Source organism: Pantoea agglomerans (assembly GCF_021397715.1).
Lineage (GTDB): Bacteria > Pseudomonadota > Gammaproteobacteria > Enterobacterales > Enterobacteriaceae > Pantoea > Pantoea astica.
Genome location: NZ_CP090207.1, coordinates 744,909 through 770,158 on the forward strand (window position 1 = coordinate 744,909; position 25,250 = coordinate 770,158).

The 25,250-nt window shown below is 60.2% G+C and carries 18 protein-coding genes; 11 read left to right on the forward strand and 7 right to left on the reverse strand.

What is annotated here, in order from left to right; all coding sequences use genetic code 11:
• Window positions 1–221: 221 nt before the first annotated feature.
• Window positions 222–1,544: an MFS transporter gene (locus LZU96_RS03670; RefSeq protein ID WP_233987104.1), complete on the forward strand. Its 1,323-nt coding sequence runs from the start codon at window positions 222–224 to the stop codon at window positions 1,542–1,544.
• Here the strand turns inward: LZU96_RS03670 and LZU96_RS03675 are convergent.
• The 5 genes from LZU96_RS03675 to LZU96_RS03695 are packed head-to-tail and all read right to left on the reverse strand — an operon-like array spanning window position 1,541 to window position 6,803.
• Window positions 1,541–2,518: a spore coat U domain-containing protein gene (locus tag LZU96_RS03675; RefSeq protein ID WP_233987105.1), complete on the reverse strand. Its 978-nt coding sequence runs from the start codon at window positions 2,516–2,518 to the stop codon at window positions 1,541–1,543. The genes LZU96_RS03670 and LZU96_RS03675 overlap by 4 nt on opposite strands.
• Window positions 2,515–4,962: a fimbria/pilus outer membrane usher protein gene (locus tag LZU96_RS03680; RefSeq protein ID WP_233987106.1), complete on the reverse strand. Its 2,448-nt coding sequence runs from the start codon at window positions 4,960–4,962 to the stop codon at window positions 2,515–2,517. The genes LZU96_RS03675 and LZU96_RS03680 overlap by 4 nt, the downstream gene beginning before the upstream one ends.
• 7 nt (window positions 4,963–4,969) lie before the next feature.
• Window positions 4,970–5,668, reverse strand: coding sequence for a molecular chaperone (locus tag LZU96_RS03685; protein ID WP_233987107.1), 699 nt, complete (start codon window positions 5,666–5,668; stop codon window positions 4,970–4,972).
• 27 nt (window positions 5,669–5,695) lie between these two features.
• Complete coding sequence (locus LZU96_RS03690; protein WP_419149888.1) at window positions 5,696–6,190, reverse strand: spore coat U domain-containing protein; 495 nt, start codon at window positions 6,188–6,190, stop codon at window positions 5,696–5,698.
• Between the two features lie 43 nt (window positions 6,191–6,233).
• Window positions 6,234–6,803, reverse strand: a complete 570-nt coding sequence (locus tag LZU96_RS03695; protein WP_233987108.1) for a spore coat protein U domain-containing protein — start codon at window positions 6,801–6,803, stop codon at window positions 6,234–6,236.
• A gap of 534 nt (window positions 6,804–7,337) precedes the next feature.
• Here LZU96_RS03695 and LZU96_RS03700 point away from each other — a divergent pair.
• The 3 genes from LZU96_RS03700 to LZU96_RS03710 all read left to right on the forward strand — a co-directional run bounded on the left by LZU96_RS03700 (window position 7,338) and on the right by LZU96_RS03710 (window position 13,209).
• The gene (locus LZU96_RS03700) at window positions 7,338–9,404 is read left to right on the forward strand and encodes a putative bifunctional diguanylate cyclase/phosphodiesterase (RefSeq protein ID WP_233987109.1); all 2,067 of its coding nucleotides are present in this window, start codon (window positions 7,338–7,340) and stop codon (window positions 9,402–9,404) included.
• A gap of 166 nt (window positions 9,405–9,570) precedes the next feature.
• Window positions 9,571–11,706: a putative bifunctional diguanylate cyclase/phosphodiesterase gene (locus LZU96_RS03705; protein ID WP_233987110.1), complete on the forward strand. Its 2,136-nt coding sequence runs from the start codon at window positions 9,571–9,573 to the stop codon at window positions 11,704–11,706.
• A 90-nt stretch (window positions 11,707–11,796) separates the two neighbouring features.
• Complete coding sequence (locus LZU96_RS03710; RefSeq protein WP_233987111.1) at window positions 11,797–13,209, forward strand: PLP-dependent aminotransferase family protein; 1,413 nt, start codon at window positions 11,797–11,799, stop codon at window positions 13,207–13,209.
• Here the strand turns inward: LZU96_RS03710 and LZU96_RS03715 are convergent.
• Window positions 13,188–13,670: a YlaC family protein gene (locus LZU96_RS03715; protein WP_233987112.1), complete on the reverse strand. Its 483-nt coding sequence runs from the start codon at window positions 13,668–13,670 to the stop codon at window positions 13,188–13,190. The genes LZU96_RS03710 and LZU96_RS03715 overlap by 22 nt on opposite strands.
• A gap of 304 nt (window positions 13,671–13,974) precedes the next feature.
• Here LZU96_RS03715 and LZU96_RS03720 point away from each other — a divergent pair, with 304 nt between their 5' ends.
• The 6 genes from LZU96_RS03720 (at window position 13,975) to LZU96_RS03745 (ending at window position 22,655) form a co-directional block, all read left to right on the forward strand.
• Window positions 13,975–14,577 carry a cupin domain-containing protein gene (locus LZU96_RS03720; protein WP_233987113.1) on the forward strand — a complete coding sequence of 201 codons (603 nt, stop codon included), beginning with the start codon at window positions 13,975–13,977 and terminating at the stop codon, window positions 14,575–14,577.
• A 130-nt stretch (window positions 14,578–14,707) separates the two neighbouring features.
• Complete coding sequence (locus tag LZU96_RS03725) at window positions 14,708–15,775, forward strand: ABC transporter ATP-binding protein (RefSeq protein WP_233987114.1); 1,068 nt, start codon at window positions 14,708–14,710, stop codon at window positions 15,773–15,775.
• A 15-nt stretch (window positions 15,776–15,790) separates the two neighbouring features.
• Window positions 15,791–16,792, forward strand: coding sequence for an ABC transporter substrate-binding protein (locus LZU96_RS03730; RefSeq protein ID WP_233987115.1), 1,002 nt, complete (start codon window positions 15,791–15,793; stop codon window positions 16,790–16,792).
• Window positions 16,793–16,794: 2 nt separating this feature from the next.
• Window positions 16,795–18,534, forward strand: coding sequence for an ABC transporter permease (locus LZU96_RS03735; RefSeq protein ID WP_233987116.1), 1,740 nt, complete (start codon window positions 16,795–16,797; stop codon window positions 18,532–18,534).
• Window positions 18,522–19,610, forward strand: coding sequence for an MBL fold metallo-hydrolase (locus LZU96_RS03740; protein ID WP_233987117.1), 1,089 nt, complete (start codon window positions 18,522–18,524; stop codon window positions 19,608–19,610). The genes LZU96_RS03735 and LZU96_RS03740 overlap by 13 nt, the downstream gene beginning before the upstream one ends.
• Window positions 19,611–19,805: 195 nt before the next feature.
• Entirely contained in the window at window positions 19,806–22,655 is a 2,850-nt protein-coding gene (locus LZU96_RS03745; RefSeq protein WP_233987118.1) for a bifunctional diguanylate cyclase/phosphodiesterase, read from the forward strand.
• Here LZU96_RS03745 and LZU96_RS03750 read toward each other — a convergent pair.
• Window positions 22,652–23,716, reverse strand: coding sequence for a LacI family DNA-binding transcriptional regulator (locus tag LZU96_RS03750; RefSeq protein WP_233987119.1), 1,065 nt, complete (start codon window positions 23,714–23,716; stop codon window positions 22,652–22,654). The two genes, LZU96_RS03745 and LZU96_RS03750, sit on opposite strands and share 4 nt — an antisense overlap.
• A 223-nt stretch (window positions 23,717–23,939) precedes the next feature.
• On the opposite strand from LZU96_RS03750, the gene LZU96_RS03755 reads away from it, so the two are divergent.
• A complete protein-coding gene (locus tag LZU96_RS03755) occupies window positions 23,940–25,250 on the forward strand; it encodes an MFS transporter (RefSeq protein WP_233987120.1) in 1,311 nt (436 codons plus the stop codon).

The following is a 25,250-nucleotide window of genomic DNA, read 5'->3' on the forward strand; positions in this document are numbered from 1 at the left end:
AGAGAGAAGGCGGCTGATTCAGCCGCCTTTTTTTATGCGGCCCGTCAGACCGGATGAAATCAGGCGAACCGGCGCTTCCACTGGTCGGTTATGCTGGTGAAGTTCGATTGTTAATTAGTTGTTACTTCTGCATACAGTTTTGTAAAGTGCAATGGTGAGGTTGCTCACATTATTGCCGCCTCAGGCAGGCTAAAACGGCTAAAAAACTACAGGAAGCCGTTATGAGTCACACCTCGTCTTTACAAAAGCCGCCGAAAAGTGCTGCCCGCACCATCTTCAACGTTACCAGCGGTAACTTTCTCGAAATGTACGACTTTATGGTGTTTGGTTACTACGCCACCGCCATCGCTAAAACCTTTTTCCCCGGTGATGACCCCTTCGCTTCCCTGATGCTGACTCTGATGACCTTTGGTGCCGGCTTCCTGATGCGCCCGCTGGGGGCGATCATTCTTGGAGCGTACATTGACCATCATGGCCGCCGCAAAGGTCTGCTGCTGACGCTTGGCCTGATGGCGATCGGCACTCTGACGATTGCGCTGGTGCCAGGCTACGCCACGCTGGGCGCGGCGGCACCGATTCTGATCCTGCTCGGGCGTTTACTGCAGGGCTTCTCGGCAGGTGTTGAGCTGGGTGGCGTCTCGGTTTATCTGGCGGAGGTCGCGCCCGAAGGACGCAAAGGGTTCTTTGTCAGCTGGCAGTCCGGTAGTCAGCAGGTTGCGGTGATCTTTGCCGCGCTGCTCGGCCTGGCGCTGAATCATCTGCTGGCGAAAGAGGCGGTAACCGAATGGGGCTGGCGTATTCCGTTTGTGGTCGGCTGCCTGATCGTGCCATTCCTGTTCTATATCCGCCGGATGCTGGAAGAGACCGAAGCGTTCAGCAAGCGTAAACACCATCCACGCATGACCGAGATTATGCGCTCGGTGGCCAGCAACTGGGCGCTGGTGCTGGCGGGGATGCTGATGGTAGTCACCACCACCGTGATGTTCTACATGATTACCGCGTTTACGCCGACCTTTGGCAAAACGGTGCTGATGATGAGCGATAAACAGGCGTTCCTGGTGACGCTCTGTGTCGGGCTCTCTAACCTGATCTGGCTGCCGCTGATGGGATCGCTGTCGGACCGCATCGGCCGTCGTCCGCTGCTGATCGTGTTTACTCTGCTGATGATTGCCACCACCTGGCCGGTGCTGCACTGGCTGGTGGGATCGGCCAGCTTTGCTCATCTGCTGGAAGCTGAACTGTGGCTGTCATTTCTCTATGCCAGCTATAACGGGGCGATGGTGGTGTATCTGGCGGAAATCATGCCCGCCGAGGTGCGCGCCGCCGGTTTCTCGATGGCCTACAGCCTGGCGACCGCGCTGTTTGGCGGCTTTACCCCAGCGATTTCCAGCTACCTGATCCACGTCACTGGCGACAAGGCGATGCCGGGCGTCTGGCTGACCTTCGCTGCCGTGTGTGGCTTGATCGGTACCTTACTGATTGGCCGGATGGTGAAGCAGTACCAGGCGCGTCACAGCGGCGCACCGGTCAGCGCCTCGCTCTAAAACGATAAATCCACCACCACGCTGTCGCTGTAGTTGCCGGCGGGCGGCGTGTTCTGGCTGGTGAGGACGCGCGCGGTGTAGTTAAAGCCGCGCGTCAATCCGTCTGCCGACACCGCCGAAGAGGTGGTGCTGCTCCAGCGTTCAGTGCCGCCCGGTCCCCAGCGGTTGCTGGTCGTCCCCTTATAAATCTCATAGCTCAGCCGGTTTGCCCCGCTCGCCATATTCCTGACGCTGCCCACCGGATAGCTGCCGTTGCTCAGGCCAACGGTATAGGTGCTGCCTTTGCTGCACAGCACGTTGATGGTCTGTGACACGCTGGAGAAGCTGCCGACCAGCGGCGCACTGCCAAAGCTGATATTCGGCGCGGTAATGGTGGTGCAATCATTGGTCAGGATCGCCGTGACGGTAACCGGGATCACGCCACTGCCGCTCTGTTCGCTTAAACAGAGGTTGCCAATGGCGATGCTGGTGCAGATACGGTAGGTCACCGCGAGGTTCAGCGTCACCTGCCAGGTGCCGGCGGTCACCACCTGACCCGGCACGGTACGCAGATAGATCGGAATGGCAAAGTTCAGGCTGCCCAGCAGGCCCGCCAGGTTGATCAGGGTTTGCGAGCCAAAGACGAATGGCGTACCGCCGATCGTCAGTTCATTGGCGCAGGCGCTGTCGGTACAGAGCCGCACCGGCACGTTGTCGCTGCTGGTATCGCCGCTGCGCTTCAGAATGCCGCGGGTGCCGTTACTGTTAGTGGCACCGGTCAGTTGAAAGGTGATCTGGTTATTGCCGAGCAGCGACAGCGCCGCCCCGGCCCCGCAGTTGACGTTGGCGTTGGTGGTGACCGAACTGACGGTGCTGTTGGCAACAAAAGTGGTGACGGAGCCGAAGCTGGCGGTGGAGGCGGGCAGGGCGCAGGCGGCGTAACCCAGTGACGGCAACAACAGCAGCAGACCCGCGAACAGCAGACGATTTATCATGGTGGATTTCCGGTAGCAAAAGCATCAACAGGATGGGCGGTGCTGCCCGCCGCCGCTGCCGGCAGCGCGCAGGTCAATGGCCCATAGGTTTTCAGCGCCTGCGGCTGACCGCCGGCAATACGCAGTTCGGTGTCACAGCGGCGGCCATCCGGCGTCACCACCTGTATCGGATTGCTGGCCGTCAGATCCTCCATCCAGACAATGCCATCCCAGCCGACATATTCGGTGGCGTGATCGGGGCGCTGCACCAGGCTGGAGACCGGCAGCGGCTGGCCCTGCGCATCGTGCAGGATCACGCTGGCGGAGCGCAGTTTTTCCACCGGAAAGTTAAGCAGATAGCCGCTCTGACGCTTCACGGCAAACCGCTGTTCCACCCGTGGCGTGGTCATATCCGCGGGCAGGTCGAGGGTGTCGATATCATATTTGGCCGGATAGTAGCTGCTGATCGACGGCACCAGCAGATAGCCCTGCTGATTGGTGCGGCCCATTGCCTGATTCTCGTACCGCACCGTGACGTCGGGATAGTTGGTTTTGACCAGCACAAAGGCGTCGTTAATCTCGTTGGCGATAAACAGGCTGTTGTCCATCAACACCAGCGCGCCGGAGAGGTCAGCCCACTGCGTGGTGTTGTCATCATCGCCATAAAAGCCCGCCGAGGTATCAATCTGATTGTTGCGATAACGCAGGCTGCCCTGACGATAATCGCCGCTATCGCCGCTCTGATTGGCCCAGGAAGCGTCCCAGGCGATGCCGCCGTCGCTGGGCATGGCGCGCGAGACATAGAGCCGCTGGTTGTCGCGTCCCAGCTGGTCGCGTTCGGTGCTGATGGCGGCGCTGCCCTGTTCGCCAAACGGGATCACCAGCGAAATAGCCCCGGTCCAGCTTTTCTCCTGCTGATCGCGGCTGGCTGAAACGTAGAGGCTGCTGTTGCCCCACAGATTTTTACTCCAGGAGAGGTTCCATAGCCGGGTGCGATCGCCGCGGCCACCGGTGATGTCGATGTACGCCGCGCCGACGCTGCCGAAGCGGTTGAGTGACACGCTGGCGCTGTACTGGGCGCTACGGCGCGACAGGGCATAGCTGCTGCCGGCGTCGGTTCCGGCGCGGCTGCCGACCAGCGCCAGATTCCCAAAGTCGCGGCTGCGCTGGGTTTGCTGGGTGCCGAGGTTAAACCAGCGGTTATTGTACTGATATCCCCAGCTGTATTGCGTGCCGGTTTCGCCATCGAGCTGGCTGTGCGCCACCGCGCCATTCACCACGCCCCAGCTTCCGACGCGCAGCAGGCCGCCGACGCCGCCCATCGCCAGACTGTCGCTGCCTTCAGCATGACTCTCCAGCGTCAGCCAGTCGGTCATGCCGTAACGATAAGAGCCACTGGCTGCCGCCGCGCCATAATCGAAATTCTTTATCCCATAGTTCTCGCGGATCGCCCCGGCAGAAAAGGCGTAATCAGACAGGCCGGACTTCAGCAGGCTACTGGAGACATAGAACGGCAGGGTAGTCGTCACGCGCCGTCCTACTGCATCCGTCGTGGTGATCACCGCGTCGCCGGCACCGTTAACAAACGGCACGTTGGTCAGCGACCAGGGTCCCGGCTGCACGTTCGCCTGGCTGGAGCGGTAGCCGTTGATAAACAGATCGACGGTGGAAGGCACTGCGGCCTGACCGGAAAAGGCGGGCAACGGATAGGTCACCAGATCGGGACGGACGCCAAAATCGCGGCCAATACGGATGCCGCCGAGCCGCACGCTATTACTCCAGGCCAGCGAATCAGTCACCAGATCGCCGACCCGCCAGCTGATTGCCGCATTCTCATTTTCATTACTCCATCCGCTGTCGTAGCGGATGTAACCATCATCCTGATAGCTGTTGCTGCCTTCCAGCTGCTGCTGCCAGACGCCGTTGCTGAAGAACTGGCCTGCCGGTCCGAACAGCCGCAGCTCGTTCCAGGCGGAGAGGCGGGTGCCGCTGTTATCGGTGCGGCTGGCATAGAGATCGTAATTGATCAGCGCACCACTGCTGGTGCGTCCGGGATAGCGCGGTCCGTTTTGCGCCTCGCCAATCACCTGTCCGGGCAGCCAGCCGGGCGGCACGCTGAGCAGCAGGCGTTGCCGCGCATCGTCATACTCCACTTTGACCTGCGGCATGACGCTGACGTCGACCTGCGGCTGCGACCCCAGTTTATCCTGCGGCAGACCGGCCCGCTGCAGGTCGCCACTGCGCAGCCAGAAGTGGCCGTCACGCTGTTCAACCGCCACGATGTCACCGCGCGCCTGCTGGTTAACGATCAGCTCCAGCATATATTGCTGGCCGTTACCGGGGTTCTGCAGGCTGGGCGGTGGCGGCAGGGATGAGTAAGTTTCCGCCAGCGACAGGCCAGGCGTCAGACAGTAAAAGACGCTGGTCACCGCCAGCGCACCGGGATGAAGAGAAAAAGGTCTCATCGGGCGCTTACTTCTGGGCAGCGCTGCGCCACTGACTCTTGTTCACTTCAGCCACGAGTTCACCACTCACCGCCGCATTCAGCGGCCAGCGATAGCGGCTGTTAGCCAGCACATAGCCATACAGACCTTCGCCCAACTGGCGGCCACCGATGCTGACGTGACTGAGGCGGGCATGGCCGTTGCCACGATTGGTCAGCTGCAGCCAGCGCTTGCCGCCTTCGCTGACCTGCTGCCAGCTAAGGTCCGGGCGGACGCTGTCGGCGCTGAGGCCGTCGCCATAGACAAACAGCGGCACCGAATAGCGCATCTGAAAAGTCAGTCCGGCCTGGTTTTCGCCCGGCTGGCGTGGCGTCGGGATCTCATCCAGCACCACCCGATAGGCCAGCTCCTGACCGGCAGCGGGCGGGGTCTGCTTGATCAGCCGGACCAACTGTTTCTGACCGGGCTCCATCCGCACCATCGGCGGGCTGGCGACCACCTGCTGCTGCGTCTGGTACTGCTCCTGGCCATTGACCTGCTGCCAGCCGAATACCCGGATCTGCATCATGGTGGTGGTATTGCCGCGGTTCTCCAGCCACAGTTCGCTGGCTTTCTCCGCAGGATTGATCGCCGGATCGATCGGCCAGATCATCACCGAGTTAGCGGCAAAAACCGGCGACAGTAAGGTGGTGCCGATCAGAATCAGCAGGGCGCGCAGTAACTTCATCGTCGTTTCCTTGTTATTGATATCGCCTCACCAGCTCAGGGTGACGGTCAGGGTGTCGGTATAGACGCCGGCGCGCGCGGTTCCCGGCAGTGTCAGCTGGCCATAAATCGGCAGCGTGATGTTATTGGCATTGCTGTAGCTCAGTGGCACCGCCTGGTTTACCGGGATCACCGTGGTGCGGCTGGCGTTGCTGTAAAGCGTGTAGGGAACGGTATTGCTGAAGTTCGGCAGTTTCAGGTTGCGCGTCGTGGTGTAGTTGTTGCCCTGATTAATGCTCATGTTCAGCGTGGTGCCCGGCGTACAGGCAAGATTGAGGGTGGTGCTTTGCACATAGCTGGCGCTGACGACACCGGTCGCCACGCCAGACTGAGAGCCAAAATTGAGCGTGCCAAAAACGCCGGTATTGGTACCGGATATCACGCAGCCTGCCACAATCGAAGCGGTCACCTGGAAAGTGCTGGTCGGCAGACTCCAGGCGCTAATACTCCATATCAGCAGAAACAGACCGCGTGCAATCGTCAGACAGGACCGCGAGACAGCCACCCACATTCACCGGCGAATGCAGTTAATAGTTCACGGCGACGTTAATGGTGTCGGTATAGGTTCCGGCAGGGATCAGCGGGTTAAAGCCTCCGCCAACCACCCGACCGTAAATGGCATAGTTAGTGCCCAGGGTAGGATCGGTGGTGCCGCTGGCCGCGATGGGGGTGTTATTGGCAATCGCCGTGGTGAAAGACGCGTCGCTATACAGGGTGTAGGCGATGCCCTGCGCATTATCTGAGCCCAGCACCAGATAGCGCGGCGAAGTGGACGCCGTGCCATAGACGGTAGCAGGCGCGGTATTGCTGCTGGTGACCACCACATTGTAATCCTGGCCGGTGGTGCAACGGACAAAAATACCGTTGCCTGCCGCACCGACCAGCGTGGCGTTCAGGGTATCAAAGGTGGCGGCACTGCTGCCGAAGTTCAGGGTACCGAAATTAACCCCGGCGGTGGCGGACTGACCGTTTACCAGACAACCGGTGGTCAGCGTCAGCGTCGCATTGATGGTGCCCGAGGTGGTTGCCGCCAGCGTTAATGACGGAAGCGCGGTGGTAATGCCAGCAGCAGCCAAAAGAAAAAGCTTGAGTTTCATAATCATTCCTTACCGATTATCCAGAGTCAGTGCTTTTTCACCCGGTGTTAATTTAACGGTTCAACCCAAAAATAGAGAAAATAATCATAACCATCTAAGTAATGCCATAGTCCTAAGAAACATCCTGGACATAAGCTAAATGATTTATATCAGTTTTATTTACTATAGAACAGTTAAAGCGTCACGCGAATAACGCCCCGCTATTTTTCATTAATCAAATGGGGTGACTGGCCGATAACCCAGTAACGGCAAGGCATTACAGGGAAGAGGTAAAGCGAAAATCATTATTTTCGTCCCCTCTATCGCCCTTTCTGCTTCGGTGATATGTTCTTGCACCAATCAGACAAAATAACGATTTACTGCTCAGTGCGGTGGCCAGCGAGTCGCGGTCATGCTTCGCAGAGCGCGCGTTACCAGGACGTCACGACAACATTAAACCTGGCGCTAAATAACTTTCACCCGACGGGTGTTTTCAGATCGATTATTCAGGCTTTACACAGCACCCGTTCACCAGCGGGTGGTGAGGAGTTGCATATGCTACAGGTCTCCTGGGATGGCGTTCTGGTCTGCGTTTCGCTGATCGTCGCGTTTATTGCTTCGTTTACCGCGCTGGACACGGCGGGGCGGGTTGCCGTTTCCGGTGGCTGGATCGCCCGGCTCTGGCTGCTGGTGAGCGGCACCGCGATGGGGATTGGCGTCTGGGCGATGCATTTCATCGGGATGCTGGCGATGATGCTGCCGATGACCCTGCGTTACGACCTCCGGCTGACCATCATCTCGCTGCTGGTGGCGATTCTGGCATCGATGCTGGCGTTTGGTCAGACGGTGGGAGGCCTGCACCTTACCCGGCGTCGTCTGCTGCGCGGCAGCCTGATCCTCGGCGCGGGCGTGGTGGTAATGCACTATCTCGGTATGCATGCGTTACTGATCTCGCCGCAGCCGCACTGGAACCGGCCGCTGGTGGCGCTCTCGATGCTGATCGCCTTTGCCGCCTCCGGTGTTGCGCTGTGGCTGGCGTTTCATCTGCGCCAGGGGGAATATCCTCTGCTGATCATGCGCGCGCTGGCGTCGCTGGTGATGGGGTTTGCCATTGCCGGAATGCACTATGTCGGCATGGCCGCGGCGCAGTTCAGCCACCTCAGCGCGATGCAGCCACAGGGCGTCGGCAATCCGGGACTGGCGGTGTGGGTCACCCTGATTACCCTCATCATTCTTGGCGTCACCCTGCTGAGCTCGATGCTGGATGCCCAGCTGCGCGCCGCGCGGCTGACCGCCAGGCTGAACCGCGCTAACCAGGAGCTGCGCCAGCTGGCGATGCATGACAACCTCACGGCGCTGCCCAACCGGGTGATGCTGGAGCAGCAGCTGGACCTGGCGATCAAACAGGCGATGCTTAAAGAGAGCAGCTTTGCGGTGATGTACATGGATCTCGATGGCTTCAAGGCGGTCAATGATACCTGGGGACATCACGTTGGTGACCGGTTGCTGATTGCGGTAGCGGAACGGCTGCGCAGCCAGCTCAGCGACGCGATGCTGCTGGTGCGCCTGGGCGGCGATGAATTTGTGCTGATGGCGGAAGGCTGTGATGCCAGCGGCGCCAGTCAGCTGGCGCAAAAGCTGGTGCGGGTAATCGACGTCGCCTTTGAACTGGATCGCTACTCGCTGCACGTATCGCTCAGCGCCGGCATCGCTATCTTCCCGCTGCACGGCCGTAATAAACAGGAACTGCTGTTTAATGCCGATTCGGCGATGTACCACACCAAGCATAACGGCCGCAACGGCTGGTGCCTGTTCGAGCCGGCAATGAACGCCGCGACGCAGCATCAGCTAGAGCTGGCCAACGACCTGTGGAAAGCGCTGGAACGCCAGGAGATGCGGCTGTTCTATCAGCCAAAATTTCGCTCCAGCGGCACGATGCTGATCGGCTTTGAAGCGCTGCTGCGCTGGCAGCATCCGGTACGGGGCTTGCTGATGCCGGATCAGTTTCTGCCGCGCGCGGAAAAAACCGGTCAGATTGTAGCGCTGGGCAACTGGGTGATTAATGAAGCCTGCCGCCAGCTGAAGATCTGGCATAATCAGGGCCACAGCGACTGGACGGTGTCGGTTAACCTCTCGGCGTTGCAGTTTCATCAACGCGATCTGCTGGCAACCATTACGCAGACGCTGGCGCGCCATCAGCTGGCCAGCGGGAAGCTGATGCTGGAGATCACGGAAGCCATTGCCATGCGCGACCCGATCTTCAGCCAGCAGCGTATTGGTGAATTACACCAGGCTGGCGTCAGCGTGGCGATCGATAACTTCGGCATCGGCTACGCTAACCTGCTGCATCTGAAACATCTGGACGCCAGCGAGCTGAAGATCGATCGCAGCTTTATTAACTGCCTGCGGCCCGACAGCGAAGATGCGACCGTGGTGACTGCGATGCTGACGCTGGCGCAGAGTCTCAATCTGCGGATGGTGGCAGAAGGTGTCGAGACGGAAGAGCAGCAACAGTTACTGACCGGGCTGGGTTTTGATGCGTTGCAGGGTTATCTGCTGGGCAAGCCAACGCCCGCTGAGCGGGTCGGCGAGTTTAGCATGTCCGCGGCGCAGATCCCCTGACAGTCCGCTCTCTGACGATAGCTTTTAACGCTTGAATACATCGAAAACAGTTATCGTGACAGGTTAATTAACCGGCAGGTATTGCCGATAACCTATACAACAAGACCATCCCTGATCCTTACTCAACCCACCCAGCTGCTGGCACGGCTTTTCTCGGGAATGCACTATGTTAGTGACCTCATACGACTCTTTTATCGTCATCGTTTCGATTCTTGTTGCGATGCTGGCTTCGTTTACCGCGTTAGACATGGCGGGACGGGTGGTGCATTCAACCGGCAAAGTGGCGCTGGTGTGGCTGTTCGGCGGCGGTTTCGCGATGGGGATTGGCATCTGGGCGATGCATTTCATCGGGATGCTGTCGATGAACATGGAGATGGTGATGAGCTACAACGCCGGGCTCACCGCCTTTTCGGCCGGCATCGCGGTCTGCGCCTCTATCTTTGCGTTGTGGCTGGTGTGCAACGGCGATTTGCCGTTACCGCGTCTGGCGGGCGGGGCGCTGATTCTCGGCAGCGGCGTGGTAGCGATGCATTACACCGGCATGGCGGCACTGATGTTTGCGCCCGGTATCGTCTGGAACTGGGGCTGGATCGCCGTCTCGGTGGTGATCGCGCTGGCGGCGTCCGGTGCGGCGCTGTGGCTGGCCTTTAATCTGCGTGAAGGGCAGACCGGCCGGGTTACGCTGTTGCGACTCGGTGCCTCGGTGGTGATGGGCGCGGCTATCGCCGGTATGCACTATACCGGCATGATGGCAGCAGAGTTTCCGCTGCACAGCCATCCAACGCAGCAGGGCGTTAACAGTAACTGGCTGGCGATTCTGGTGACGGTGGTCACTATCTCGATCCTCGGCATTACGCTGCTGGTGTCGATGCTGGATGCCCGTATGCAGGCGCGCACCTCGATTCTCGCCAGCTCGCTGGCCGAGGCGAACCGTGAGCTGGCACAGCTGGCGCTGCATGATAACCTGACACGCTTGCCGAACCGCATCCTGCTGGAGGACCGGCTGGAACAGGCGATCAACAAGGCGAACCGTGAGCAGACGCAATTTGCGCTGATGTTTATGGATCTGGATGGCTTTAAGGCGGTAAATGACGCCTTTGGCCACCATATTGGCGACAATCTGCTGATTGGCGTGACCGAACGCATGAGCCAGCAGATGGCCGGTTACTACACCCTGGCGCGGCTGGGCGGTGATGAGTTTGTGCTGCTGATTGAGATTGACGATCCCAACGATGCGGCCGCCGTTGCCGATAAGCTGGTAAAAGCGGTCGATCGTCCGTTTGATATTTCGCGTTATGAACTGGTGGTGTCACTCAGCATCGGCATTGCGGTCTATCCGGGCGATGGGGTGAATGAGCGGGAACTGATGTTTAACGCCGATGCGGCGATGTACCACACCAAAAACAACGGACGCAACGGCTACACCTTCTTCCAGCCGTCGATGAACATCCTGGCGCAGAGCCAGCTCCAGCTTAATAACGATCTCTGGCAGGCGCTGGATAACAACGAGCTGCGCCTGTTCTATCAACCTAAATATTGCGCGCCACGCGGGCCGATCCTCGGTTTTGAGGCGCTGCTGCGCTGGCAGCATCCGCAGCGGGGTCTGCTGACGCCGGACCAGTTTTTACCGATGGCGGAAAAAACCGGCATGATCGTCGGCATCGGCAACTGGGTGATCCACGAAGCCTGTCGTCAGCTGCGACAGTGGCATCTGCAGGGCCATCCGCACTGGTCGGTGGCGGTCAATCTCTCAGCATTACAGTTTGAACAGAACAATCTGGTGGAAACCGTCACCGAGGCGCTGGCACGCCATGAGATCCCGCCTGAGCTGCTGACGCTGGAGGTGACGGAAACCACCGCAATGCGCGATCCCGATGAGAGCGTCCGCATCCTGACAGAACTGACCACGCTTGGGGTAAAAGCCTCGATTGATGACTTCGGCACCGGCTATTCCAGCCTGCTCTATCTGAAACGCCTGCCGGCCAGCGAACTGAAGATCGATCGGGCGTTCGTCAATGAACTGCAGCATCACAGCGAAGATGCCACGATTGTTTCAGCGATTGTGGCGCTGGCGCAGTCGCTACAGCTGAAAGTGGTGGCTGAGGGCGTGGAAACGGCCGAGCAGCAGGCCTTTCTCACCAGCCTCGGTTGCAACACGCTGCAGGGCTATCTGCTAGGGAAACCGATTCCGCCCGATCGGATCGATGAACTGGCTAATTTTGTCGGTGATGAAAAAGTGGAGATGGGCGCGCCATTCACGCCCGATGAATCGCCGTTAGCCACAGAGGTTGCGCCTGCCTGACACCGTGCAGGCAAGATAAGTGGCAAGCCCGGCCTGTCATTAACCGTCGTGCATGGTAAAGTCTCGCGGGTGGAAAAGGAGAGGCGACCCGTGGCGAAATACCAGCGATTGATGGATGAGATTCAGCAGCAGATAGAGGCCGGCATCTGGCTGCCGGGCACCCGTTTACCCTCGTTGCGCCAGCAGGTTGCGCAGCAGGGGCTTAGCCTGATGACGGTGCTGCACGCCTATGAGTTGCTGGAGAGTCAGGGCTGGATCGTCTCACGACCACAGTCGGGTTACTACGTCGCGCCGCGCGCGCTGGCCTCCACGCCGCTCAGCGTCACCATCAGCGAGCAGGTCGATATTAACGACTTTGTGTTTGATGTGCTGCAGGCGACCCGCGATCCCGCCATCGTCCCCTTTGGCTCCGCCTTTCCCGACCCGGCGCTGTTTCCGCAGCGCCAGCTGATGCGCTCGCTGGCGAACGTCTCCCATCAGCTGACTCCCACCGATGCGCTGCACAATCTGCCGCCCGGCAACGCCACTCTGCGGCAGCTGCTGGCGCAGCGCTATGCGCGTCAGGGCATTACCCTGTCGCCGGATGAGATCGTCATTACCAGCGGGGCGCTGGAGGCGCTTAATCTCAGCCTGCAGTCGTTAACCGAGCCGGGCGATTATGTGGTGATTGAGCAGCCGAGCTTCTATGGCGCGTTACAGGCGATTGAGCGGCTGAAGCTCAAGGCGCTGGCGATTCCGGTAGATGCGCAGAACGGCATCGATCTGGTGCAGCTGGAAGAGGCGCTGCAGCGCTGGCCGGTGAAAGCGTGCTGGCTGATGACGACCTTGCAGAACCCGCTGGGCGTCACCTTATCCGCCGAACGTAAGCAGCAGCTGGTGGCGCTGCTGGCGCGTTATCAGGTGCCGATGATTGAAGATGATGTCTACGCTGAACTCTGGTCAGGCGACACGCCGCCGCTGCCCGCCAAAGCCTGGGATCGTCAGGGCAACGTGCTGCACTGTGGCTCGTTTTCGAAGTCGCTGGTGGCGGGATTCCGCGTTGGCTGGGTGGCGGCCGGTCAGCATGCGCAGCGCATTCAGCGTCTGCAACTGATGAGTACCTTATCGACCAGTGCGCCAATGCAGCTGGCGCTGGCCGATTTCCTCGCCACCCGACGTTACGATACCCACCTGAAACGGCTGCGGCAGATTCTGGCGAAGCGCCAGCAGATGGTGCGGCAGGCGTTGCTGAAAGTGTTACCGGCGCAGGCGACGCTGAGCGAAGCGCGTGGCGGTTATTTCCTCTGGGTGACGCTGCCGGACAGCATCAATACTACGCAGTTGTATCAGCAGGCGCTGGCGCAGGGGATCAGTATCGCACCGGGGCAGTTATTTTCGGCGGGGGAGCAGTTCAGTCACTGTTTTCGGCTCAACACCGCCTGGCCGTGGGATACGCGGGCCGAGGCGGCGATTGAGACGCTGGGCAGGCTGATGGCGCAGGGTCAGACGCGCGCCGCGTCCTGATGGCCCCAGGTCAGGTAGTAGACATCATAAAAATCGACTTCGCCTTTTTGCGTCAGCAGGCGCTGAATGCCGCTTTTAACCCGCTCCGGCGTCTCCGGCAGCGACAGAATGCGTGATATCGCCTGCTCGCGCACCGGCTGAACGTAGTACCATTCGCCGTTGTAGCAGACGCGCAGATCGAGCGCATCAATATCTTCAAAACGGTATTTTGGATTGATATCCAGCAGCATCAAAAAGCTCATCACCAGCACAAACGCGGTGGCAAACCAGAAGGCGGGCCAGCCGAGCATCTCTGTCGTGAAAATCAGTGCAACACACAGGCCGTAGCACAGGTACATCACTGCCCACAGACCGGGATGGTTTTTCAGAAAAGAGAGGCTGAAGCGCGGCAGATTGTCGCGACGTTCTTCGCGGTTGAGCGTAGCGATCTCGTCGATCAGGATTTGTTTAATAGCGTCCATTTTTTTACCTCACTGTCATCTGTTAACGATTAGAACAGATAACAGTCAAGGATATCAGAAACAGATTTGTGCATTTTTTATATAACAGTTGCCGTGGTGATCGCACTTCCCGCCTGACATTTTGCAACACTTTCGCTCAGTGATAACCACCATCATCAACCGCTGCGCTATTGCGTCGCAACATTGTTAACGACACATTTGGCTTTAGTTAGCAATATCAGTTAATTATGTTAATTGTGTCGGCTGGCGCACATTGCATTGTGGCCCGGCTTTGCCACACTTAGAAAAAAACCGGAGAACCTGTATGACTGTTCAATCCTCCAGTCTGATGTTGCTGATGTCGTTCGCCGCGGGCACCTTCTCTGCCGGAGCCTCTGACAACCCCCAGCACCTGATGCTCGCCAGCCCGTCGGGCGGTGTGCCAAACAACCCGTTACCCCTGATTATCTGGCCACGCGTGGTGCCAGAAGAGGAAGAGGATATCGCGGCCTGGTTTGAAAAAACCTTCGGGCAACATGGCTGGCCGCCCGCCTGGCGCTACCCGATTTTCCCCTACACCCATTATCACCCGAATACCCACGAACTGCTGGGCGTGGCGGCGGGCTGGGCAGAAGTACTGTTTGGCGGCGACAGCGGCCGGATGGTCACGCTGCGTGCCGGGGATGCGGTCCTGATCCCGGCGGGCGTCGGACACCGGCAGGTCAGCGCCAGCGAAGATTTTCTGGTCGTCGGCGCTTATCCGCAGGGCATGTCACCGGAAACGCTGCGTGATGAGCCCGCTAAGCTGAAAGCGTCGCAGGCGCAGGTCAAAAACGTTCCGCTGCCGCATCAGGACCCGTTTACCGGCAAAGAGGGCGCGATGACCGATATCTGGCAGCCGATTGCGGCGCTGACCTCTCAGCAGTAAATCCCGGCGCGTCCGCCCGGCTTGTCGCGGCCTGACGGTGTAGCGCGACGATTGAGCCCGGTTGTCACCGGGCTGTCATCAAACTGTCGTAGCGTTTTGCCCAGAACGTAAATGGCAGGGGCAGAATAAGATGGCGGCAATTTCGTTAACCGGGCTGCACAAAGCCTTCGGGACGCAGCCGGTACTGGACGCAATTTCGTTACAGATTAATCAGGGCGAATTTGTCGCCGTACTCGGGCCATCGGGCTGTGGCAAAACCACATTGCTGCGGCTGCTGGCCGGTTTTGAAACGCTCGACAGCGGTGAAATTCGTATCGGTGAGCGGCAGGTCGCCGCAGATGGGCTGCATCTGCCACCGGAAGCGCGCGATCTCGGCGTGGTCTTTCAGAACTACGCCCTGTGGCCGCATATGACGGTGGCGGAAAACGTCGCCTACAGCCTGAAAGTCAACGGTGTGGCACGAGCAGAACGTCTGCTGCGCACCAGCCAGGCCCTGACGCTGGTCGGGCTGGATCGCTTCGCCGACCGCCGACCCGCCGATCTCTCCGGCGGCCAGCGCCAGCGCGTGGCCCTGGCGCGCTGCCTGGTAGCCCGGCCCACGCTGGTGCTGCTGGATGAGCCGCTGGCTAACCTCGATGTCCATCTTCGCGCCACCATGGAAGAGGAGTTCCGCCGCTTCCATCGCCACAGCGGCGCCACCTTACTCTATATCACCCACGATCAACGCGAAGCGATGGCGCTGGCCGACCGCATCGTGGTGCTCGATCACGGCAAAGTGATGCAGTTCGCCAGTCCGCAGACCCTGTGGCGCGAACCGGCTAACGAGATGGTCGCGACCTTTATTGATGACGGGCGGGTGCTGCCGGTCAGCGACATTGAACCGCTGGACCCCGGCAACGCCACCGCCACGCTGTGCGGACTGCGGGTGCTGCTGCGCTGTTCGCCTCGCCAGCGACCGCTGCCGCACGGCAAAGCCAGCTTCCACAGCGTCAGTTTCCATCTGGCTGCGGCAGATGAACGCCAGTTTGCCGCACGCGTCGAACGCATTATCTTTCGCGGCGGCCACCATCAGATCAATCTTCGTCCGCTTAATCAACCGGATGTCAGCCTGTCGCTGACGCTTAACGATGCGGCTTTACTGGCGGTGGATGACACCGTCGGCGTCGCCGTCGATGACGGCTGGATTCTTCCTGCATAAAGGGTTTCACTGACCATGAAAACGGCTTTTCGTACTTCGCTCCACGCGCTGTTGTTGTTATCGGGCTTCACGGCCTCAACCCTGTCGCAGGCGGCGGATGCGCCTGGCGGCAAACTGGTGATCTACACCTCGCAGGCACCTGAAATCGCCCAGCAGACCATTGATGCCTTCAAAGCCGCTTATCCAGCAGTTGAGGTGGAGTGGACCCGCAACGGCACCACCCAGCTGATGAACGTGCTGCATACCGAGATGATGAGCGGCCAGGTGAAACCCGATGTGCTGCTGGTCGCCGACGCGATCAATCTGGGCGCGCTCAAAAAAGAGGGGCAGCTCTATCCCTATCAAACCGCGCCGGTCAGCCACCTGAAGCCCGCCTATTACGATGCGGATAAAACCTTCTTCGGCACCAAAATTATCGCCACGGTGATCGCTTACAACACCCAGCGCGCGAAGCCGGTCACCAGCTGGAAAGCGCTGGCGGTAGCGGAAAACAGCGGTCAGATTGCCGTGCCCAGCCCGCTCTATTCCGGCGCGGCGCTCTACAAGCTGCACACCGATATCAATACGCCATCGATCGGCTGGCAATTCTATCAACAGCTGGCGGCGATCGGCATCGCGCCGCAGGGCGGTAACGGACCGGCGCTGAAAGCGGTCGCCAGCGGCATGGATAAATATGGCGTCATCACCGATGCCGATATTATCCGCGCCAAAAAGCAGGGCTCACCCATCGATCTGGTCTATCCGCAGGAGGGCGTCTCCTATGTGACCGAGCCGGTGGCGATCATGAAGTCGGTGCATAATCTGCCAGCCGCCAAAGCGTTTGTTGATTTCATGCTGTCGGAAGCGGGTCAGCAGCTGGTGGCGAAGCAGGGCAACCGGCCGGTGGATGCGCGCGTGGCGGCACCTGAGGGTTTTGCGCCAATTGACCAGATCAAACTGCTGACGCCGGACGTGGCGAAAGCGGTGGCCGATGATGCCCAGGTACGCGATACCTTTACCGAACTGTTTGGCGGCTGAGCATGAGCGTGCTGGGCAACGAATGGCGTAGCGGTCAGGCCGCCAGGCGCGGCAGATGGCGGGCGGAGCCGCTGTTGCTGGCGCTGCTGGTACTGGTGATCGGCCTGTTGTCGGTGGCACCTTTTGCCCGGCTGATCGGCACCGCGCTGGCTCCCGATGGCGTGGTGGATGGCAATCGTCTGCTGCGGTTACTGACCAGCCGCCGGGTGCTCAGCGCCACGCTGAATACTCTGACCATCGGCATCAGCGCGACGCTGTTGTCGCTGCTGCTGGGAACGGTGGCCGCCTGGCTGGTGGCGCTGACCGATCTGCGCGCCAAAGCCGCCTGGATATTTGCCTTTATTCTGCCGCTGATGATCCCGCCGCAGGTGACCGCGCTGGCCTGGGTTCAGGCGCTGGCACCGGGAAGCGCGCTGGCCGCGCTGGTCAACGCGCTGGGCGGTTCCTGGCTGGCGGCCGGTGAGCAGCCGCTCTATTCAGCGACCGGCATGGTGCTGCTGCTGGGGCTGCACAATGCGCCGCTGGTGTTTCTGACGGTACGTGCCGGGCTGCGTCGCTTACCCGCTGAACTGATCGAGGCGGCCCGCGTCAGTGGCGCATCACCGCGCCAGATCCTGCTGACGGTGATCCTGCCGCTGGCGCGACCCGCGATCTTCGCCGGGGCGGCGCTGGCGTTTGTCGCCGCCGTCGGCAACTTCGGCATTCAGGCGATGCTGGGGATTCCGGCGCGGGTGCCGACGCTGATTACGCTGGTGTATCAACAGCTCAATACCCTTGGACCCGATGCGCTGCCCAATACTGCCGTCTACTCGATGCTGATTGCGCTGATCACCCTCGCCGGGATGCTGATCAGCGGCTGGCTCGGCGGGCGACGCGATGTGCGGGTCAGCGGCTCGCCGCGCCCCTGGCACCAGCCGCTGCGTCACAGCCGGCTACCGATCGAAATCACCGCCTGGCTGTGGATGGTGACCACTTTGCTGCTGCCGCTCAGCGCCTTGCTGACCACCGCGTTAACCCGCGGTTTTGGTCAGGCGCTGAACAGGCAAACCCTGACGCTGGAGAATTTTCAGCAGGCGCTGTGGGGCTATCCGGCGATCCGTCAGGCCTTCTTTACCAGCCTGTGGCTCACCGGTCTGACGGCGGTGCTGCTCAGCATCATGGCGCTGTTTCTGGCCTTCTTTCTTAGCTGGCGTCGCACCCGGCTGGTGCGCGGGCTGGGGTTCGCCAGTGAACTGACCTATGCGCTGCCCGGCATTGTCACCGGCGTGGCAGCGATACTGTTTTTCCTGCGGCCGCTGCCGCTGCTCGGTTTTTCGCTGTATGGCACGGTGTGGATCATTCTCGCGGCCTATCTGGCCAACTTCCTCGCGCTGGTACTCAGGCCGACGCTGGCCGGATTCGCCCGGATTGAACCTTCGCTGGATGAAGCGGCGCGCTTGTGCGGTGCAGGCCTGATGCGGCGAATGATTGATATCCTGCTGCCGCTGGCGGCCCCTTCGGTACTGGCTGGCGCGCTGCTGGTGTTCCTCACCGCGCTGAATGAAATACAGGTTTCGGTGCTGCTGGTCACCGCGCAAACCCAGACGCTTGGCCCGACCATTATCTTCCTTGATGAAGGCGGATCGGCACCGCTGGCGGCGGCCGTCGGCTGCCTGATGATCCTGGTGGTGCTGGGCTTGATGCTGCTGGCGTCGCGGCTGACGCGCCGTTTGCCGCAGGGAGTGCTGCCATGGCAAGCCTGACGGTGATCAGCGGCGTCGGCGGTAAACTGCCGGCCGCTTTCCTGCTGGAGATAGAGGGATACCGGCTGCTGTGGGATTTAGGTGCCGGGCCGGAGCCGGGCGTGCGGCCTGCCATCTCCGCTATCGGTCAGGTCGATGCGCTCTGCCTGACCCATTCCCATGTGGATCATGCGGCGGCGCTCGATAGCTGGGCCGACATCGGTTCACCGCCGGTCTATGCCAGCGATCTCACCTGGCAGCAGCTGGGCGAGTGCGGCGTACCGCAGCCGGCGCGGCACATTCTGCCGCTGCGCGGCCAGTGCGCACTGGGACCGCTGAATCTGTTCACCGGACGCAGCGGGCATTCGCCGGGATCGATCTGGTTTCATCTGCCGGTGGCGGGCGGCATCACCTATATGGGTGACTGGAGCCGCGAGTCGCTGCTGTTGCCGTTTGACTGTCCGCCACGCGCGCGACTGTTGATCACCGATGGCTCCTATGGCGATCGGAATCAGCGGCTGGCGCAGCAGATTGACGCGCTGGCACAGGCGGCCAGGCCGGGCGCGGTGGTTACCGCGCCGCTGCACGGACGCGGACCGGAGATGGCGCTGCAGCTCAGTGCGCGCGGACTGCCGGTGGTGATGTGCCCGCAGGTGCGGGAAGAGGTGGCGCAGCTGCTGGCGCTCAACAGCCTGCCCGCTGCGGCTACGCTGGCGCTGGCCAGCCTGCTGCGCATCGCCACGCCGGCGTGCTGGCGACCGGATGCGGTGATCGTTGCAGCGGATGCGGTGGCCGACAGTGGGCTGGCAGCTCAGCTCAGCCATCAGCCCGACTTCCGCCTGATCTTCAGCAGTCACGTCGCCGCCGGTACGCGCGCGTCTGAGATGCTGCAAACCGGGGCTGCCCGCTGGCTGCCGTGGAACGTCCATCCACCGCTTGACGATCAGCTGACGCTAATCAGGCAGACGGCGGCACAACAGGTGATCCCGGCCTTTGTCGCACCGGAACAGTGCCGACAGCTGGCCGACCAAAGCCCGGCAGCGCTCTGCTGGCAACAGTACTATCCTCTCTACTCGCGCTGGGAAAGCGTCGCCTGACGCACCGCGTCTGGCTGCGGGCCGGCGCGCCGTTGTGATTGAACATTTACTTGCCGCTGCCGATAAACCCCCTACTAACATTGGTTAATCTTCTTAATGCGCTTGTGATCTCAGCCCTTTTCAGCTGTAGTCTGCCTACGCGATTAAGAACATTCCTAAGCCATCACCCGGCTACCGAGCAGCAGGCTAATAACAATGGATAATAACTCTGATGTCATGTATCGCATGCTGATACAAAGCGTGACTGATTACGCCATCACTATGCTCAAACCCGATGGTGCTGTCGCCAGCTGGAATCAGGGAGCCGGGCGCACCATCGGCTATGCGCCAGACGAAATTATCGGCCGCAGCTTCGCCCTGTTTTACAGCGAAGAGGATCGCCGCCGGGCCCTGCCGCAGCGTGGTCTGGATATCGCCGCTACCGCCGGACATTACGAAACCGAAGGCTGGCGCTACCGCAAAGATGGCAGTGCGTTCTGGGCGCATGAAGTGATTAACCCGATGCGCAGCGATGCCGGCCTGCTGGTGGGATTCGCCCACATCACCCGCGACTGTACCCGGCAGCAGGAACAGCAACGTAAAGAACGTGAGCAGGAGGCGCGCTTTCGCCTGCTGGTGGAGGGCGTCACCGATTACGCCATCTATATGCTCGATCACGACGGCAACGTGGTGAACTGGAATGCCGGTGCCCAGCGCACCAAAGGCTATGTCGCCGAAGAGATTGTCGGCCAGCATTTCTCACGCTTCTACAGCGCGCAGGATCGGCTGAAGCATCTGCCGTCGCAAAACCTGCAAACCGCTTACCGCACTGGCCGCTTCGAAGATGAGGGCTGGCGCTACCGCAAAGATGGCAGCGCGTTCTGGGCGCACGTCGTGATCGATGCGATCCGCGACGATCAGGGCAAACTGATCGGCTATGCCAAAATCACCCGCGACTGCAGTGAACAGCAGCGCATCCGCAATCTGCAGCGTGAACATGAACAGCGTTTTCGCCTGCTGGTCGAAGGCGTCACCGATTACGCCATCTACATGCTGGATATCGAAGGGCGGGTGGTGAACTGGAATGCGGGCGCGCAGCGTGCCAAAGGTTACAAGGCGGATGAGATCGTCGGTCAGCATTTCTCGCTGTTTTACAGCGCCCAGGAACGACTGAATCGCACCCCGGAAGCGAACCTCGGCATCGCTCTGAAGACCGGCCGCTTTGAGGATGAAGGCTGGCGTTACCGCAAAGATGGCAGCGCCTTCTGGGCACATGTAGTGATCGATGCGATCCATGACGATGATGGCAAGCTGATGGGGTTTGCCAAAATTACCCGCGATCGCACCGAGCGGCGTGAGCAGGAGCAGCAGGTGCTGCGCGCCCGCGATCTGGCTGAAGCCCAGAGTGCGCAGAAGACCGCGCTGTCGAAGTTTCTTGATAATATCATCGCCAATATTCCCTCCTGTGTGATCGTAGAAGATGCGATCACTCGCGAGATCCTGCTGGTCAACGATCGTTCGCAGCAGCTGTTTGGCCTGTCGAAATCGCTGATTGTGAACAAGCGGCCACATGAATGTATGTCGCCTGAGCTGAGCGACTATTTCAATAATCTCGCCGATGTGGCGCTGCGCAGTGAAGGTATTCATGAGCGTGAGCAACTGCTGATGACCGCCAGCGGCGAACGCATTCTGCATACCCGCGCCACCGCCATCAACGGGCAGGATGCGCGGCGTAACTACCTGATGCTGATCGTGGAAGATGTCACCGATCAGCGTGCTGCCGATGCCCGCATTCACCATATGGCGCACCATGACAACCTCACCAGCCTGCCAAACCGCATTCTGTTCCGCCAGCGTCTGAGCGAGGCGTTGCGCACCGCCAGCCAGACAGAGCGCCAGACGGCGGCACTCTGTCTGGACCTCGATAACTTCAAGAACGTCAATGACGCGCTGGGCCACCAGATTGGTGATGAGCTGTTACGCTCGGTGGCGAAGCGCCTGCGCAGTACCCTGCGCGATCAGGATACGCTGGCGCGCATTGGCGGTGACGAGTTCGCCATCGTGCTGCCGTCGGTGGCTAACAATGATGAAGCCAGCATTGTGGCGCAGCGCCTGATCGAAGCGATTCGGCCGCCGGTGAATATTGAAGGCCATAACCTGTCGGTGGGGCTGAGCGTCGGCATCGCGCTCAGCACCACCATCACCAATACGCCGGAACAGCTGCTGCGCTGTGCCGACATGGCGCTGTATGAAGCCAAACGCAATGGCCGTAACCGCTTTGAGCATTTCACCCTGGCGATGGATGATGTGGCGCGCAGCCGGCGCGTGATTGAGAACGATCTGCGCGACGCGATCAGCGGCGGGCATCTGCGCCTCTACTATCAGCCGATCACCAACGGCGACAACATCACCATCATCGGCTATGAAGCGCTGATGCGCTGGCATCATCCGATCCGCGGGCTGATCATGCCGAACGATTTTATCCCGATCGCCGAAGAGACCGGGCTGATTCATATGCTGGGGGCGTTTGCCCTGTATGAAGCCTGTCGCGAAGCGGCAAGCTGGGAAGGGGTGCAGTCGGTGTCGGTGAACCTGTCGCCGCTGCAGTTCAAAAACAGCTCGCTGGTGTCGGTGGTGGAAGGCGCGCTGGCGGAATCGGGGCTCGACCCGGCCCGGCTGGAGGTGGAGATCACCGAGTCAGTGCTGCTGGATGACTCGCTCGGCAATATCCGCACGCTGCAAAACCTGAAAGCGCTGGGGGTACAGATTGCGCTGGATGATTTCGGTACCGGCTATTCGTCACTGAGTTATCTGCGCTCCTTCCCGTTCGATAAGATCAAAATCGATAAGTCATTTATTAACGACATGGGTGACAGCCGCGAGGCGCTGGCGATTATCCGGGCGATTACCGGCATGAGCCGCAGCCTGGATATTCAGATCACCGCCGAAGGCGTGGAGAGCAGCGAACAGTTCGCGAAGCTGCGTGACGAAGGCTGTACGCTGTTCCAGGGCTTCCTGTTCGGCCGTCCGCAGCCCTCAGAGCTGCGGCTGAAAACGCTGGGTTAATCATACAGGCCATGCTGCTGCACCGGCGCATGGCTGAGATTATCGCGGATGCGGCGCACCGAATCGCGCACCACCAGTTTGCCATTCAGCAGCAGCGTGCCGGGCGGTGCGCCGGGATGCAGCCGCAGCTCCTGCAGCATCCTCACCGCCGCCGCGCCCAGCTCATCGCGTGGCACCTGCACCGAGGTCAGTGGAATATCGTGGATGGCGGCCAGGTTGAAGCCATCCATACTCATCACCGAAATATCCTGCGGCACCCGCAGGCCAGCCTGCTCCAGCGCGCTGACCGCCCCGGCCGCAATATAGTCACCGCTGGCCAGAATCGCCGTCGGGCGCAGCGCGTCGGGACAGTGGCGCAGATATTCACTTAGCCGTTCCGCCGCTTCATTGCTGCTGAAGCTGTTAAGGGTCAGCAGATGCTGACGGCTGTCAAAACGCAGGTTCATCGCGTGCCAGGCGTCACGCACGCCCTGTAAGCGCTGCTCCATGGTGTAACGCCGCAGACAGTGCAGCGACAGGATCTGCCGGTGTCCCTGCTCAAACAGGTAGCGCGCCGAAAATTCGCCAATCAGCTGATGATGCGGCGACACCGACGGTAAACGCATCCGGCGATCGCGGGCGTTAATCAGCACGCAGGGCTTGTTCATCTCTGCCGCCAGCTGGTGAATATGCTCGTCATCGATGCCGATCAGCAGCGCCGCCTCGGTCTGCTGCATCTTATCGATAAACAGCGCCGCATCACTCTCGATCTCCTCCAGCGCGCAGTAGCGCAGCCTGACCTCATGCGGCTCCACCGCCTGACTGATGCCCTGAATCACCTTGTAGTAGAAGATATCACTGCGCACATCAAAGGCGCGCGGCGGCGCAAACACCATCAGATTGTTCAGCAGCAGGCGACCGCTGTGCAGGTTATTCAGCACGCCCTGCTGCCGGGCAATCGCCAGCACCTTGTCGCGCGTGGCGGGACGGGTATTGGCTTTTCCCGCCAGCACCCGCGAGACAGTGCTGATCGAGACCCCGCTCAGCGCCGCAATTTCACTCACTTTCAGCCTTTGTTTCATTCTGTGATCGCCTTCAAATCTGCTGATGAAAAATTTTTCATAAGGTGCTGAATCGCGTCAGATATGCGATTGACCACGCTTTTTACGCTGGCGTTAGCCTGCCATGAAAAAATTTGCAAAAAAGAGGCTGTACCCACGTTTCGCACTTTTCTAACGTCGTTGCACAGACACGCGGTACGCCTGCCGGCGGTGTGAGTCATCAACGCATATCAGGAGTGGCACTATGAGCCTCGAATCAACAACCAAGCCGATCAGCGCCTCGCGCACGGTTCGCGTGATTAAAAATTTACGCTGGTGGATGCTGGGGATGTTTCTGCTGGGGGTAACGGTGAACTACATCACCCGCAACTCACTCGGCATTCTGGCGCCGGAGCTGAAAAACAGCCTCAACATGACTACCGAACAGTACTCATGGGTGGTGGCGGGGTTTCAGCTGGCCTATACCCTGTTTCAGCCGATCTGTGGCTGGCTGATCGATGTGATCGGCCTGAAGATGGGCTTTCTGATTTGTGCGCTGATCTGGTCGGTAACCTGCCTGCTGCATGCGGGTGCGGGCAGCTGGCTGCATCTGGCGCTGCTGCGTTTCGTGATGGGCGCGTCGGAAGCGGCCGCCACACCGGCTAACGCCAAAGCGATTGGCGACTGGTTCCCGAAAAAAGAGCGGCCGGTGGCGGCGGGCTGGGCAGGCGTCGGCTTCTCGGTCGGCGCGATGCTGGCACCGCCCATCATCTACGTTGCCCACATCTCCTTTGGCTGGCAGGGCGCGTTTCTGCTGACCGGCGGGCTCGGCCTGCTGTGGGTCGGGCTGTGGTGGTGGGGCTATCACGCACCGGACCGTCATCCGCGTCTCTCCGATGAAGAGCGCGCCTTTATTAATCAGGATAATGAAGCGATCGGCGAGAAGCTGCCGTTCTTCACCGCGTTAAAAGTGATCGGCAAAGAGAAGAAATTTTACGGCATCGCCATTCCGGCCTTTCTGGCGGAACCGGCCTGGGCGGTGCTGAGCTTCTGGGTACCGCTCTATCTGGCAAACGAACGCGGCATGGATCTCAAGCAGATTGTGATGTTCGCCTGGCTGCCGTTCCTCGCCGCCGATCTCGGCAGCGTCGCCAGCGGCTATCTGACCAAAATTTATGTGCGCTGGTTCGGCCTGACCCGTGTCAATTCCATCGTCGCCAGCTCCGTTACCGGCGCGCTGCTGATGGTCTCGCTGGCGCTGATGACGCTGGTTGACGATCCCTGGCTGGCGATTGCGCTAATCTCCGTCGGCGGCTTCGGCCATCAGGTGATCTCCTGCATGCTGAGCGCGCTGGTGGTCGAGCGGTTTGATCGCCGCCAGATGGCCACGGTTAACGGTATGCGCGGCTCCTGTGCATGGATCGCCAGCTTTATTTTCTCGCTGATTATCGGTGTCACCGCCGATACCATCGGCTTCAATCCGCTGTTTGTGGCAATGGGCTTTTTTGACCTGATTGGCGCGGTTTTCCTGGTGATGTTGATCGCCGAACGCCGCCAGCGCCCGGTAAACCATTAA

What these genes read in the sequence shown, in the direction of transcription:
- LZU96_RS03670 (WP_233987104.1), top strand. Translation starts at nt 222, where the DNA reads ATGAGTCACACCTCGTCTTTACAAAAGCCGCCGAAAAGTGCTGCCCGC.
- LZU96_RS03675 (WP_233987105.1), bottom strand. Translation starts at nt 2,518, where the DNA reads ATGATAAATCGTCTGCTGTTCGCGGGTCTGCTGCTGTTGTTGCCGTCA.
- LZU96_RS03680 (WP_233987106.1), bottom strand. Translation starts at nt 4,962, where the DNA reads ATGAGACCTTTTTCTCTTCATCCCGGTGCGCTGGCGGTGACCAGCGTC.
- LZU96_RS03685 (WP_233987107.1), bottom strand. Translation starts at nt 5,668, where the DNA reads ATGAAGTTACTGCGCGCCCTGCTGATTCTGATCGGCACCACCTTACTG.
- LZU96_RS03695 (WP_233987108.1), bottom strand. Translation starts at nt 6,803, where the DNA reads ATGAAACTCAAGCTTTTTCTTTTGGCTGCTGCTGGCATTACCACCGCG.
- LZU96_RS03700 (WP_233987109.1), top strand. Translation starts at nt 7,338, where the DNA reads ATGCTACAGGTCTCCTGGGATGGCGTTCTGGTCTGCGTTTCGCTGATC.
- LZU96_RS03705 (WP_233987110.1), top strand. Translation starts at nt 9,571, where the DNA reads ATGTTAGTGACCTCATACGACTCTTTTATCGTCATCGTTTCGATTCTT.
- LZU96_RS03715 (WP_233987112.1), bottom strand. Translation starts at nt 13,670, where the DNA reads ATGGACGCTATTAAACAAATCCTGATCGACGAGATCGCTACGCTCAAC.
- LZU96_RS03720 (WP_233987113.1), top strand. Translation starts at nt 13,975, where the DNA reads ATGACTGTTCAATCCTCCAGTCTGATGTTGCTGATGTCGTTCGCCGCG.
- LZU96_RS03725 (WP_233987114.1), top strand. Translation starts at nt 14,708, where the DNA reads ATGGCGGCAATTTCGTTAACCGGGCTGCACAAAGCCTTCGGGACGCAG.
- LZU96_RS03730 (WP_233987115.1), top strand. Translation starts at nt 15,791, where the DNA reads ATGAAAACGGCTTTTCGTACTTCGCTCCACGCGCTGTTGTTGTTATCG.
- LZU96_RS03735 (WP_233987116.1), top strand. Translation starts at nt 16,795, where the DNA reads ATGAGCGTGCTGGGCAACGAATGGCGTAGCGGTCAGGCCGCCAGGCGC.
- LZU96_RS03740 (WP_233987117.1), top strand. Translation starts at nt 18,522, where the DNA reads ATGGCAAGCCTGACGGTGATCAGCGGCGTCGGCGGTAAACTGCCGGCC.
- LZU96_RS03745 (WP_233987118.1), top strand. Translation starts at nt 19,806, where the DNA reads ATGGATAATAACTCTGATGTCATGTATCGCATGCTGATACAAAGCGTG.
- LZU96_RS03750 (WP_233987119.1), bottom strand. Translation starts at nt 23,716, where the DNA reads ATGAAACAAAGGCTGAAAGTGAGTGAAATTGCGGCGCTGAGCGGGGTC.
- LZU96_RS03755 (WP_233987120.1), top strand. Translation starts at nt 23,940, where the DNA reads ATGAGCCTCGAATCAACAACCAAGCCGATCAGCGCCTCGCGCACGGTT.